Annotated in this window: 11 protein-coding genes; 7 read left to right on the plus strand and 4 right to left on the minus strand. The window is 50.0% G+C overall.

Annotation, left to right across the window (positions count from 1 at the left end):
* Positions 1–177: 177 nt before the first annotated feature.
* Positions 178–1,020 carry a formyltetrahydrofolate deformylase gene (purU, locus tag IM265_RS01765; RefSeq protein ID WP_028013439.1) on the minus strand — a complete coding sequence of 281 codons (843 nt, stop codon included), beginning with the start codon at positions 1,018–1,020 and terminating at the stop codon, positions 178–180.
* A gap of 46 nt (positions 1,021–1,066) precedes the next feature.
* The gene (locus tag IM265_RS01770) at positions 1,067–1,525 is read right to left on the minus strand and encodes a YchJ family protein (RefSeq protein ID WP_041909602.1); all 459 of its coding nucleotides are present in this window, start codon (positions 1,523–1,525) and stop codon (positions 1,067–1,069) included.
* A 114-nt stretch (positions 1,526–1,639) separates the two neighbouring features.
* Here IM265_RS01770 and rssA point away from each other — a divergent pair, with 114 nt between their 5' ends.
* The 3 genes from rssA to galU all read left to right on the plus strand — a co-directional run bounded on the left by rssA (position 1,640) and on the right by galU (position 4,756).
* Positions 1,640–2,542 carry a patatin-like phospholipase RssA gene (rssA, locus tag IM265_RS01775; protein WP_193030804.1) on the plus strand — a complete coding sequence of 301 codons (903 nt, stop codon included), beginning with the start codon at positions 1,640–1,642 and terminating at the stop codon, positions 2,540–2,542.
* A 91-nt stretch (positions 2,543–2,633) separates the two neighbouring features.
* Positions 2,634–3,647 carry a two-component system response regulator RssB gene (gene rssB / locus IM265_RS01780; RefSeq protein ID WP_028013436.1) on the plus strand — a complete coding sequence of 338 codons (1,014 nt, stop codon included), beginning with the start codon at positions 2,634–2,636 and terminating at the stop codon, positions 3,645–3,647.
* A gap of 200 nt (positions 3,648–3,847) precedes the next feature.
* Entirely contained in the window at positions 3,848–4,756 is a 909-nt protein-coding gene (galU, locus tag IM265_RS01785) for a UTP--glucose-1-phosphate uridylyltransferase GalU (RefSeq protein ID WP_028013435.1), read from the plus strand.
* 198 nt (positions 4,757–4,954) lie between these two features.
* Here galU and hns read toward each other — a convergent pair whose 3' ends face one another.
* The gene (hns, locus tag IM265_RS01790; protein ID WP_028013434.1) at positions 4,955–5,368 is read right to left on the minus strand and encodes a histone-like nucleoid-structuring protein H-NS; all 414 of its coding nucleotides are present in this window, start codon (positions 5,366–5,368) and stop codon (positions 4,955–4,957) included.
* Between the two features lie 548 nt (positions 5,369–5,916).
* On the opposite strand from hns, the gene tdk reads away from it, so the two are divergent.
* Positions 5,917–6,531, plus strand: a complete 615-nt coding sequence (tdk, locus tag IM265_RS01795; protein ID WP_028013433.1) for a thymidine kinase — start codon at positions 5,917–5,919, stop codon at positions 6,529–6,531.
* Positions 6,532–6,597: 66 nt separating this feature from the next.
* On the opposite strand, the gene adhE is transcribed toward tdk, so the two are convergent.
* The gene (gene adhE, locus IM265_RS01800) at positions 6,598–9,276 is read right to left on the minus strand and encodes a bifunctional acetaldehyde-CoA/alcohol dehydrogenase (RefSeq protein WP_028013432.1); all 2,679 of its coding nucleotides are present in this window, start codon (positions 9,274–9,276) and stop codon (positions 6,598–6,600) included.
* Between the two features lie 478 nt (positions 9,277–9,754).
* Here adhE and IM265_RS01805 point away from each other — a divergent pair, with 478 nt between their 5' ends.
* From IM265_RS01805 to oppB, 3 genes are all read left to right on the plus strand, one after another.
* The gene (locus IM265_RS01805; protein WP_047368710.1) at positions 9,755–10,402 is read left to right on the plus strand and encodes a YchE family NAAT transporter; all 648 of its coding nucleotides are present in this window, start codon (positions 9,755–9,757) and stop codon (positions 10,400–10,402) included.
* Between the two features lie 771 nt (positions 10,403–11,173).
* Positions 11,174–12,805, plus strand: coding sequence for an oligopeptide ABC transporter substrate-binding protein OppA (gene oppA / locus IM265_RS01810; RefSeq protein WP_028013430.1), 1,632 nt, complete (start codon positions 11,174–11,176; stop codon positions 12,803–12,805).
* A gap of 83 nt (positions 12,806–12,888) precedes the next feature.
* On the plus strand, positions 12,889–13,809 hold the full coding sequence (gene oppB / locus IM265_RS01815; RefSeq protein ID WP_028013429.1) for an oligopeptide ABC transporter permease OppB: 921 nt from the start codon (positions 12,889–12,891) through the stop codon (positions 13,807–13,809).
* Positions 13,810–13,822 lie beyond the last annotated feature (13 nt).

The following is a 13,822-nucleotide window of genomic DNA, read 5'->3' on the forward strand; positions in this document are numbered from 1 at the left end:
GCCGCTCGGGAACCCCACCACGGGGTAATGCGTTTTTACTGGCCTGCTTCCTGCTGGAAGCGGGGCGCATCATATCAAATGAGACGCCCCTGTAAAGCATTCCTTTAGGGAAAAGAAGCTGTTTGCCTGCTTTTTATCCGTAAAGGCGCAAAGCTAATCAATTCATTTTCCGAAAGATTAAAGAATGATGGTTCTGTTACCGTAGACAAAGACACGCTGCGCCAGCACCTGATACAGGGCACGACTCAACACGTTCTTCTCAACGTCACGTCCGGCGCGCATCATATCTTCTGCGGTGTAGGTGTGATCCACGTGAATCACGTCCTGCATGATGATTGGACCTTCGTCCAGATTGTCATTCACGTAGTGCGCGGTTGCGCCGATAATCTTCACGCCGCGCTCGTACGCCTGGTGATAAGGCCGCGCGCCAATAAAGGCTGGCAGGAACGAGTGGTGAATGTTGATAATCTTGTTCGGGAAGCGGGCGACGAAGGAAGGCGTCAGCACGCGCATATATTTCGCCAGCACCACGTAGTCCGGGTTATGCGCTTCAATGGCAGCAGCCATCAGGTTGTCGTGCTCTTCACGGGTATGGCCTTCATGGCTCACCAGCTCAAACGGAATATCAAAACGCTCAACCAGCGTGCGCAGGGTTTCGTGGTTGCCGATAACAGCGGCAATTTCTACGTCCAGGCCGCCGTAGTTGGCCTTCATCAACAGATCGCCCAGGCAGTGAGCTTCTTTCGTCACCAGAATCACAATGCGACGACGGCCCGCAGGATTCAGCTCACGCACGGAACCGTCCGGCAGCGCGCTGTCCAGATCGGCCAGCAGGGTGGTGTCGTTGAAAATGCCTTCCAGTTCGGTACGCATGAAGAAGCGACCGGTACGGTGGTCAACGAACTCGTTGTTCTGCACGATATTCAGTTCATGCTTGTAGCAAATATTGGTGATTCGTGCGATCAGCCCTTTTTGATCGGGACAGATAGTGCGCAGAACTTTACGTTGTAATGATTGCATCGCCGGGAAATCCTGTTTGTATTTGCGAAGTCTGGGTTGTCAGGCGTTACTGCCCGCAACACTTTTTGAATTTTTTTCCTGAACCACAAGGGCAGGTATCGTTACGACCAAACTGTGGGCGCGTACCGTCAATATAATACCACTGCCCGCTTTCCTTTAAGAACCGGGAACGCTCGATAATGGCGCCAGGCCTGGCGTTCTCGGTAAAACGGGCAACAAAGCTGACAAAGCCTTCGTCGTGGTGGCTACCGGGTGAAGATTCAAACACGGTAAGCCCAAGCCAGTGGGTGTTGGCGAACCCGGCTTCGATCTCCTGTCGGAAATCGGCGGCGTGGCAGGACGGGTGCCATGTTTTTATCAGGTAGTCTGCGTCTTTGATCACAAAAGCAGTATACCGTGAACGCATGAGGTGTGACGGATCCGGTGCAACCTGATTGCCAGAAAGATATCGCTGGCAACATAGGCTATACTCCAGAGCGCTACCACAGGGGCAGAGTTGAGACACGATTCTCTTCCTGGAACAAAAAATAAGGGCGTAAAACGCCTCGGGTAGCACTATGTTAACTGAGCAGTTGCGTTGACGCTATGTCAGGAATCCAGGGGAAGTAAAACAGGGCTAATGAGAAAGGTTAAAATTGGACTGGCGCTGGGATCAGGTGCAGCCCGGGGATGGTCTCATATCGGCGTGATTAATGCCTTAAACAAGATGGGCGTTGACGTCGATATCGTAGCAGGATGTTCAATCGGATCGCTTGTCGGCTCCGCCTACGCGTGCGGCAGGCTTCCGGCTCTCGAAACCTGGGTGCGCTCCTTCAGCTATTGGGACGTGCTGCGTCTGATGGATCTCTCCTGGCAGCGCGGTGGGCTGTTGCGCGGTGAACGCGTCTTTAACCAGTTCCGCCGGGTGATGCCTCTCGAAGACTTTACTGACTGCCGGATGCCTTTCGGTGCCGTCGCAACCAATCTCAGCACAGGCCGTGAACTCTGGCTGACCGAAGGGGATATTCACCTTGCGGTGCGTGCTTCATGCAGTATTCCTGGGCTTATGGCGCCCGTGCCCCATAACGGTTACTGGCTTGTCGATGGTGGTGTCGTGAACCCGGTTCCCATCTCTCTGACGCGCGCCATGGGGGCGGACATCGTCATCGCCGTTGATTTGCAGCACGACGCTCATCTGATGCAGCAAGATCTTATGCCGGTCAATCTGCAGAGCGAAGATGCCGACGTCGAAAAGCTTGCCTGGCATGAACGCCTGCGCGGAAGAATTGGTCGCCTGGCCGCACGACGCTCGGTTGCCGCACCGACGGCCATGGAGATCATGACCACCTCAATTCAGGTTCTTGAGAATCGCCTTAAACGTAACCGTATGGCTGGCGATCCTCCGGATATTCTTATTCAGCCTTACTGTCCGCAAATCTCTACCCTTGATTTCCATCGGGCTGAGGCCGCCATCGCAGCGGGCTCGCTAGCCGTCGAAAAGAAAATAGACGAGTTGCTGCCGTTTGTGCGAACAGCACGTTAAGCACCTTTTTTTGACTACTTCAGCAAAATCTGACAGGCGATAGTGCCGATAGCATGCCACTATTTAGTAACTGTCAGCCAGGGGAGGAACCATGACGCAGCCATTGGCCGGAAAACACATTTTGATTGTTGAAGACGAGCCCGTTTTCCGATCGCTACTGGATTCGTGGTTATCCTCGCTGGGAGCAAACACTTTACTGGCTGAAGATGGTGTCGACGCGCTGGAAAAAATGACCGGTATTACGCCCGATCTGATGATTTGCGACATCGCGATGCCGCGAATGAATGGGCTGAAACTGGTTGAACATCTGCGCAACGAGGGGGACCAGATGCCCATTCTGGTGATCTCCGCGACAGAAAATATGGCGGATATTGCCAAAGCATTACGTCTTGGCGTTCAGGATATTTTGCTGAAACCCGTCAAAGATCTGAACCGGTTACGTGAGACGGTATTAGCGTGCCTTTATCCAAATATGTTTAATTCCCGCGTTGAGGAAGAGGAACGCCTTTTTCAGGACTGGGACGCGCTGGTGAGTAATCCGCCAGCGGCGGCGAAATTGTTGCAAGAACTTCAGCCTCCCGTTCAGCAAACTATTTCCCACTGCCGCGTAAACTATCGCCAGCTGGTGGCGGCCGATCAGCCTGGGCTGGTGCTGGATATTGCACCTCTGTCTGATTCCGACCTCGCATTTTATTCTCTGGACGTAACCCGTGCAGGGGATAATGGCGTATTAGCTGCATTGTTACTTCGCGCGCTCTTTAATGGATTATTGCAGGAACAGTTATCACATCAGGGACAACGGCTCCCTGAGTTAGGCAGTTTACTCAAACAGGTAAACCAGCTTTTTCGTCAGGCCAATTTACCCGGACAGTTCCCGCTGCTGGTTGGTTATTACCATAGCGGTTTAAAGAATCTTATCCTCGTTTCTGCAGGTCTCAACGCGTCACTGAATACCGGGGAACACCATATTCAGGTGAGTAACGGGGTGCCGCTTGGAACACTGGGAACGGCGTATCTAAATCAAATTAGCCATCGCTGTTCTTCCTGGCAGTGCCAAATTTGGGGTGCCGGGGGAAGGCTTCGCTTAATGTTGTCCACGGAATAAGCAATTGGATCTTAATTTTAAGATTGCTTTACCTGTGTTTTCTCGGGAGTGCTACTATCGCTGCCCAGATTCATGCGTATTTGTCCTAATTCATCGGCAACGCGTTCTTTTCAGACCCGGACTGCGGGGCGAGGCTGATATACTCAACGCGTTATTTATTGCATAAAAGTTCAAAACTTGAACAGCTCAGGAGAATTTGAATGGCTGCCCTAAATTCGAAAGTCAGAAAGGCCGTCATCCCGGTAGCGGGATTGGGGACCAGGATGTTACCAGCAACTAAGGCGATTCCTAAAGAGATGCTGCCTCTGGTTGATAAGCCATTAATCCAGTATGTCGTTAATGAGTGTATCGCGGCCGGCATTACTGAAATTGTGCTGGTTACGCATTCATCTAAAAACTCTATCGAAAACCACTTCGATACAAGTTTTGAACTCGAAGCCATGCTGGAAAAACGCGTTAAGCGTCAGCTGTTAGAAGAAGTTCAGTCTATTTGCCCTCCGCACGTCACCATTATGCAGGTTCGTCAGGGGCTGGCTAAAGGTCTGGGCCACGCGGTTATGTGTGCACACCCGGTTGTGGGTGATGAGCCCGTCGCGGTTATTCTGCCTGACGTGATTCTGGATGAATACGAATCCGATCTTTCCCAGGACAACCTGGCTGAGATGATCCACCGCTTTGACGAAACGGGCTGCAGCCAGATTATGGTTGAGCCAGTTGAAGACGTGACCGCTTACGGTGTGGTTGACTGCAAGGGCGTGAACCTCGAGCCAGGCGAAAGTGTGCCAATGGTTGGTGTCGTAGAGAAGCCTAAAGCCGACGTAGCGCCTTCTAATCTGGCAGTGGTGGGTCGCTATGTCCTGAGTGCTGAAATCTGGCCACTGCTGGCGAAAACGCCTCCAGGAGCAGGGGATGAAATCCAGCTGACGGATGCCATTGATATGCTGATCGAGAAAGAGACCGTTGAGGCTTACCACATGAAAGGTAAGAGCCATGACTGCGGTAATAAGCTCGGTTATATGCAGGCGTTCGTTGAATACGGCATTCGCCATAATACGCTGGGTGAAGAATTTAAAGGCTGGCTCAAAGAGAGCATGGGTATTAAGAAATAATCCAGGCGTAAATCTATGAAACCGGTGTGGCGCTGCCCACCGGTTTTTTTATGCCCATAAAACGCCATGATCAGCCTGTTTGTAAGCGAAACTAAATAGCCGAATAACGCTTTATGACGGAGTGTAAGAGGATGTTAGTGATAAATTGCGGGCAAAAAAAATCCCACCAGAGGCGGGATTTTTCTGAATTCGGCTTGATTAATCCTTGATCAGGAAGTCATCCAGCTGTTTACCTTGCTCATCCATAGCTTTCTTGATTACAGCAGGAGTACGGCCCTGGCCGGTCCAGGTTTTAGTTTCGCCGTTTTCATCTACATAGCTATATTTAGCAGGACGGGCAGCGCGTTTTGCTTTGGTACCGGTTTTTGCAGCAGCAATGCTGTTCAGCAATTCATTTGGATCGATACCATCAGCAATCAGCATTTCACGATATTGCTGCAGTTTACGCGTACGCTCTTCGATTTCAGCTGCAGCAGCGCTTTCTTCTTCGCGACGTTCATTAACTACAACTTCTAATTTTTCCAGCATTTCTTCGAGCGTTTCAAGGGTACATTCTCTTGCCTGCGCACGAAGAGTACGGATGTTGTTCAGAATTTTAAGTGCTTCGCTCATTGTAGTAATCTCAAACTTATAATGGGGGGTGGTTTGTTGACCTAATAATAGAGCCATAAATTCAGATGTGCAATAGCCAGGAATGTAAGGAATTCAAAAAATACTAAATAAAGCCGCTATTATTAATTACGCTAACTTAAATTTCCTCTTTGGCAGTCTCGCTTGTTATCACGATAACCTGCTTAACACCGCCGCTTGCATCTTTTTTTTGTGACATTTGCCGCAGGAATTATAGTTTCGGCGGATAAATATCAGCCTTTTGTATTAGTTCCAGGCGACGGTGTTAAGGCAGGAATAGTTAATAAATAGTGAATTTTAATGAACGCAGATTCCACTATAAAAAGAAGTGTTATGTTTGGTTAACCATATAACCTATTCACCAGCATGACCGTCATTACTCTCTGTTTTAGCGGATTATTTTTGCGAAAAGAGGGCGTTTTACACCTTTCAGCACGGCATCGTTTGTGCGGCGTGTCGCTGATGACCAGACAAAATATGGTACAATGAATCATCGGGAATATTACACATTGATTAGGGTTTTACGGCCAATGGCACAACTTTATTTCTACTATTCGGCAATGAATGCCGGGAAATCCACCGCACTGCTGCAATCCTCATACAATTACCAGGAACGAGGAATGCGTACCGTTGTTTATACCGCTGAAATCGACGATCGCTTCGGTGCAGGGAAGGTGAGTTCCAGAATAGGCCTCTCTTCGCCTGCCAGGCTGTTTAACCCGCAAACTGACCTGCTGGAGGATATCCGCGCTGCGCATGCGTCAGAGCCCATTCACTGCGTGCTGGTTGATGAGAGCCAGTTCCTGACACGTGAACAGGTGCACGCGCTCTCTGAAGTGGTTGATGAGCTCGATATCCCCGTTCTGTGCTACGGGCTGCGTACGGACTTCCGCGGGGAGCTGTTTGCCGGAAGCCAGTATTTGCTTGCCTGGTCAGATAAGCTGGTTGAACTGAAAACTATTTGTTTCTGCGGACGCAAGGCAAGCATGGTGCTTCGTCTCGACCAGGCTGGAAAACCTTATGCGGACGGTGAGCAGGTGGTGATTGGTGGCAATGAACGCTATGTGTCGGTCTGTCGTAAGCATTATAAGGAAGCGTTGTCCGTAGGCTCGCTGACGGCGATCCAGCACGACAACAGAAAATAATATCCGCTGTTATTCAGACATAAAAAAACCCGCCATACAGGCGGGTTTTTTTCATCAGACTGTCAGTTAAGCGCTTTTCTTCGCTTTCTTGTCAGCTTTAATGACCGGAGCTTCTGTTTTCACAGCAGCAACGTCACCTTCTTTGAACTCACGACCGTAGTAGGTATCCAGCAGAATCTGTTTCAGCTCGGAGATCAGTGGGTAGCGCGGGTTAGCACCAGTACACTGGTCATCGAAGGCATCTTCAGACAGCTTGTCTACGTGAGCGAGGAAGTCAGCTTCCTGAACGCCTGCTTCACGGATAGATTTAGGAATACCCAGTTCAGCTTTCAGGCTTTCCAGCCATGCCAGCAGTTTCTCAATCTTCGCAGCAGTACGGTCGCCCGGTGCGCTCAGACCAAGGTGGTCAGCGATTTCAGCATAACGACGGCGCGCTTGCGGACGGTCATACTGGCTGAACGCAGTCTGCTTGGTTGGGTTGTCGTTGGCGTTATAGCGGATAACGTTGCTGATCAACAGGGCGTTCGCCAGACCGTGAGGAATGTGGAACTGTGAACCCAGCTTGTGCGCCATAGAGTGGCAAACACCCAGGAAGGCGTTCGCAAACGCGATACCGGCGATGGTTGCTGCACTGTGGACACGTTCACGTGCTACAGGGTTTTTAGAACCTTCGTTGTAGGACGCTGGCAGGTTTTCTTTCAGCAGTTTCAGAGCCTGCAGAGCCTGACCGTCAGAGAACTCAGACGCCAGTACAGAAACGTAGGCTTCCAGCGCGTGAGTCACGGCATCCAGACCACCGAACGCACACAGAGACTTCGGCATTTCCATTACCAGGTTGGCATCAACGATAGCCATATCTGGCGTCAGCGCGTAGTCAGCCAGCGGGTATTTCTGACCTGTTGCGTCATCTGTTACTACCGCGAATGGCGTCACTTCTGAGCCGGTACCGGAAGTAGTGGTGACGGCGATCATTTTCGCTTTCACGCCCATTTTCGGGAACTTGTAGATACGTTTACGGATGTCCATAAAGCGCAGCGCCAGTTCTTCGAAGTGGGTTTCCGGATGTTCGTACATAACCCACATGATTTTCGCGGCGTCCATTGGGGAACCACCACCCAGTGCGATAATCACATCTGGTTTGAAGGAGTTCGCCAGTTCAGCACCCTTGCGTACAACGCTCAGGGTTGGGTCAGCTTCAACTTCGAAGAACACTTCAGTTTCGACGCCAGCTGCTTTCAGCACAGAGGTGATCTGGTCAGCGTAGCCGTTGTTGAACAGGAAACGGTCAGTCACGATGAGCGCACGTTTGTGGCCATCAGTAATCACTTCATCCAGCGCGATTGGCAGAGAGCCACGGCGGAAGTAGATAGATTTCGGAAGTTTGTGCCACAACATGTTTTCAGCTCGCTTAGCAACGGTTTTCTTGTTGATCAGGTGTTTTGGACCAACGTTTTCAGAGATGGAGTTACCACCCCAGGAACCACAACCCAGAGTCAGGGAAGGTGCGAGTTTGAAGTTATACAGGTCACCGATACCACCCTGAGAAGCAGGGGTGTTAATCAGGATACGGGCAGTTTTCATCATCTGACCGAAGTGGGCAACACGCTCTGGCTGGTTATCCTGGTCGGTGTACAGACATGAGGTATGACCGATACCGCCCATAGCAACCAGCTTCTCGGCTTTTTCTACCGCGTCTTCGAAATCTTTCGCACGGTACATAGCAAGCGTAGGAGACAGTTTTTCGTGAGCAAACGGCTCGCTTTCGTCGACAACTTTAACTTCACCGATCAGGATCTTGGTGGTCGCCGGAACGGTAAAGCCTGCGAGTTCAGCGATTTTATAGGCTGGCTGACCTACAATAGCAGCGTTCAGCGCGCCATTTTTCAGGATAATGTCCTGAACCGCTTTCAGCTCTTTGCCCTGCAGCAGGTAGCCGCCGTGGCTGGCGAAACGCTCGCGTACTGCGTCGTACACGGAATCAACAACAACTACAGACTGTTCAGATGCACAGATAACGCCGTTATCGAAGGTTTTAGACATCAGCACAGACGCAACAGCACGTTTGATGTCAGCGGTTTCATCGATAACAACGGGGGTGTTACCTGCGCCTACACCGATTGCTGGTTTACCGGAGCTGTATGCTGCTTTAACCATACCAGGACCACCGGTCGCCAGAATCAGGTTAATGTCCGGGTGATGCATCAGCGCGTTAGACAGTTCAACAGAAGGTTGGTCGATCCAGCCAATCAGATCTTTTGGTGCGCCCGCAGCAATTGCTGCCTGCAGAACGATGTCTGCTGCTTTATTTGTTGCGTCTTTCGCACGTGGATGTGGAGAGAAGATGATTGCGTTACGGGTCTTCAGGCTGATCAGCGATTTGAAGATAGCCGTTGAAGTAGGGTTAGTCGTTGGAACAATACCGCAAATGATGCCGATAGGTTCGGCGATGGTGATCGTCCCGAAGGTGTCGTCTTCAGACAGAACGCCACAGGTTTTCTCATCTTTATAGGCGTTGTAGATATACTCAGAAGCAAAGTGGTTTTTGATCACTTTATCTTCAACGATACCCATGCCAGATTCGGCAACGGCCATTTTAGCGAGAGGGATTCGAGCATCTGCAGCAGCCAGAGCGGCCGCGCGGAAGATTTTATCAACCTGTTCTTGGGTGAAATTGGCATATTCACGCTGGGCTTTTTTAACGCGCTCGACGAGGGCGTTCAGTTCAGCGATATTAGTAACAGCCATAATGCTCTCCTGATAATGTTTAAACTCTTTTAGTAAACCAGCGCTCGATACGTCAGACAGTATAGACAGTGCCAATACGACTTGCGTTACATAAAGTAAAACAAAGGGTTACTTTATGCTCCAGTACACTAATTTACTAAAAGAGCCTTACCTTAGCATCATCCCTTTTTGTCAGGTGACCTCCCTGGGGGCGTAATCAAGATTACTCACTTCTGAGTACGGAAATCATGATCTGCGTCAATTTTCCACCAAGCTGATACCTTTCAGCAGGGTTATTTAATGGATATATTTCCACTGTTAATTAATTAAGTAACTATTGGAAGTGACGCTATCATTGTCTCAACATATGTTTAACATTCTGAAATGCTAACGTTTTGGCACAGATTTCTGGTGAAGTATGCTAATAAAAAGCGTATCTTCAGCGCGATTTTTCCTAACAATGTAACTGTCCCGGGCATGCGCAAAAGCGGAGCAAAACGTGATCCAAACGCTCTTTGATTTTCCAACGTATTTCAAATTTTTTATTGGTCTGTTTGCCCTGGTCAACCCGGTGGGGATCATTCCTGTCTTCATTAGTATGACCAGTTACCAGACGGCGGCGGCCCGGAACAAAACCAATCTTACCGCTAACCTGTCTGTGGCAATCATTTTGCTCACCTCGCTTTTCCTGGGTGATGCCATTCTCCAGCTCTTTGGCATCTCGATTGACTCCTTCCGCATTGCGGGCGGGATCCTGGTGGTGACCATTGCCATGTCCATGATCAGCGGTAAGCTGGGTGAGGATAAGCAGAACAAGCAGGAAAAGTCAGAAACCGCCATCCGCGAAAGTATCGGCGTGGTTCCGTTGGCATTGCCCCTCATGGCCGGGCCGGGTGCCATCAGTTCAACCATTGTCTGGGGCACGCGTTACCATAGCCTCATGCATTTGATCGGTTTTTCTGTCGCGATTGCCGTTTTCGCACTCTGTTGCTGGGGCGTCTTCCGCATGGCGCCGTGGCTGGTACGCCTGCTGGGGCAGACCGGCATCAACGTTATTACGCGTATCATGGGGCTGCTGTTAATGGCGCTCGGGATCGAATTCATTGTCACGGGTATTAAAAGCATTTTCCCCGGCTTGTTACATTGATATTTCATACGAAAGAACGGCGCTTCGGCGCCGTTTTTTTTGTATCAATATCAGCAAATCATATAAATAAAGTTGAAAAGCTTACCTGTCATAATAAATTCTACTAATAATGTTCATCTCATATATTTCATAGAGTTATGAATTCATCTCAAGCCTGCCTGCACAGAAAATCTTCGAACGCACTGTTATTTTACTCACACGATAGTCTTGGGCTTGCTGCGGGATAACAGAAATGATATTAGTAATTTCAACATTTCGTTAGATGAATGTGCTAAATAATAATCAATTGTTAAATTTTCGTACAAAACTACGCGATGATAATGCAGCGACGCGCCAGAAGGGAAAATCTTCCATATTGTTTTGAATTTTAAGTATTTTTTAGGGTGCTCAACGTATGGGAGGGCTGGGCAGGACGATACGACCTGGGCCGTAAAAGAGAATTGCTTAACAAATTTGCAAAATGTATTGGCGCGTGTTTACGCCATTTGATACTTTCCGGCCTACTATTTTGCAGCATAAAACAAGTAGATGAGAATTATTTTCATATAATCCTCTTCTCAGATATCCAGCACAGGTCTCAAACAGGGGAGGCCTGGCAAGAATCGACGCAAGACGGCCATACGAGCGGTCAGTAATAAAAAAGTCGGTGATAGCAAGCAGTAAAAAAAGAACCTGACAGCAGCAAAAAAAACTCCTGCGCTGTACAGGCCCCAACAGGGGATTAGACAGCTGGCGAAAGCCAGTAATTATAATGAGTGGAGTACCAACACAATGTCCATCATCACAAAAAAAAATCTGGTAGCGGCGGGGATTTTAACTGCGCTAATCGCGGGAAACGCTGCAATGGCTGCGGACGTTCCTGCAGGTGTTCAACTGGCGGAAAAACAGACGCTGGTACGTAACAACGGTGCGGAAGTGCAGTCTCTCGATCCGCATAAAATTGAAGGCGTTCCTGAGTCAAACGTTAACCGCGACCTGTTCGAAGGTCTGCTGGTGACTGACGTAGACGGCCACCCGGCACCGGGTGTGGCAGAAAAGTGGGAAAATAAAGATTTCAAAGTCTGGACCTTCCATCTGCGTAAAGATGCCAAATGGTCCGACGGTACACCGGTTACCGCCGAAGATTTCGTGTACAGCTGGCAGCGCCTGGCGAATCCAAATACCGCCTCTCCGTATGCGAGCTATCTGCAGTATGGCCACATCGCCAATATCGATGACATCATCGCCGGTAAAAAGCCGGTCACCGACCTGGGCGTGAAGGCGATCGATGCTAATACCTTTGAAGTGACGTTGAGCGAACCTGTTCCGTACTTCTATAAGCTGCTGGTTCACCCATCCGTCTCGCCGGTTCCAAAATCCGCCGTGGAAAAATTTGGTGAAAAATGGACGCAGCCTGCCAATATCGTGACCAACGGCGCCTATAAGCTGAAAGACTGGGTGGTCAACGAACGTATGGTGCTGGAGCGTAACCCGCAGTACTGGGATAACGCGAAGACCGTGATTAATCAGGTCACCTACCTCCCAATCTCTTCCGAAGTGACCGACGTTAACCGCTACCGCAGCGGTGAAATCGACATGACCTATAACAACATGCCGATTGAACTGTTCCAGAAGCTGAAGAAAGAGATCCCGAAAGAAGTTCACGTCGATCCATATCTGTGCACCTATTATTACGAAATCAACAACCAGAAAGCACCGTTCACCGACGTGCGCGTTCGTACCGCGCTGAAGCTGGCACTGGATCGCGATATCATCGTGAACAAAGTGAAAAACCAGGGCGATCTGCCGGCGTACAGCTACACGCCTCCGTATACCGATGGGATGAAACTGGTTGAGCCTGAGTGGTTCAAATGGTCGCAGGAAAAACGTAACGAAGAAGCGAAAAAACTGCTGGCTGAAGCAGGATACACCGCAGACAAGCCGCTGACGTTCAACCTGCTGTATAACACATCAGATCTGCATAAAAAACTGGCGATTGCCGTCGCGTCTATCTGGAAGAAAAACCTGGGCGTGAACGTTAAGCTGGAAAACCAGGAGTGGAAAACCTTCCTCGATACGCGTCATCAGGGGACCTTCGACGTGGCGCGTGCGGGCTGGTGTGCGGACTATAACGAACCGACATCATTCCTGAACACCATGCTCAGCGACAGTTCAAACAACACGGCGCACTATAAGAGCCCGGCGTTTGACAAGATCATCGCTGAAACCCTGAAAGTGTCTGACGATGCGCAGCGCGCAGAGCTGTACGCGAAATCAGAAGAACAGCTCGATAAAGACTCTGCAATTGTACCGGTTTACTACTACGTTAACGCCCGTCTGGTGAAACCGTGGGTAGGGGGTTATACCGGTAAAGACCCGTTGGATAATATTTCCGTTAAGAATCTTTATATTATCAAGCATTAATGGCAATACGTGGGGCGAGCCTGGCTTGCCCCACTGTGTCTACTTTGTAACATTCATCAGGCACACGCCAGAAGGTACGGGCAATGTTGAAATTTATCCTGCGTCGCTGTCTAGAAGCGATACCAACGTTATTTATTCTAATTACGATTTCCTTCTTTATGATGCGTCTCGCGCCGGGAAGTCCATTTACCGGTGAACGTACGTTGCCGCCAGAAGTCATGGCCAACATCGAGGCGAAGTATCACTTAAACGATCCCATCACCACCCAATACTTCAACTATCTGAAGCAGCTGGCGCACGGTGATTTTGGACCGTCATTTAAATATAAAGACTATTCCGTTAACGATCTGGTGGCCTCCAGCTTCCCGGTCTCGGCAAAACTGGGTGCTGCAGCATTCATTCTGGCCGTCGTTCTCGGGGTCACCGCAGGCGTTATCGCCGCGCTCAGACAAAATACCAAATGGGATTATGCCGTAATGGGGGTGGCAATGACCGGGGTAGTCATACCCAGCTTCGTTGTCGCGCCATTGCTGGTGATGATATTTGCCATCACGCTGAAATGGCTGCCCGGGGGCGGCTGGAACGGCGGGGCATTGAAGTTCATGATTTTGCCGATGGTGGCATTATCGCTGGCCTACATCGCCAGTATCGCGCGTATTACCCGTGGTTCAATGATCGAAGTGCTGCACTCAAACTTCATCCGCACCGCGCGCGCGAAAGGGCTGCCGATGCGCCGGATCATCTTCCGCCACGCGCTCAAGCCGGCGCTGCTGCCTGTGCTCTCCTATATGGGACCGGCATTCGTCGGCATCATTACGGGTTCAATGGTTATCGAAACAATTTACGGCCTGCCGGGTATTGGTCAACTGTTCGTAAACGGAGCGCTTAACCGTGACTACTCGCTCGTTCTGAGCCTCACGATCCTCGTGGGCGCACTGACCATTCTCTTTAACGCCGTTGTCGATGTGCTGTATGCCGTTATCGACCCGAAAATTCGTTACTAACGCTGGAGCACGC

Origin of the sequence: Enterobacter cloacae complex sp. P17RS, assembly GCF_014895885.1 — a bacterium.
Taxonomy (GTDB): Bacteria; Pseudomonadota; Gammaproteobacteria; order Enterobacterales; family Enterobacteriaceae; genus Enterobacter; species Enterobacter bugandensis.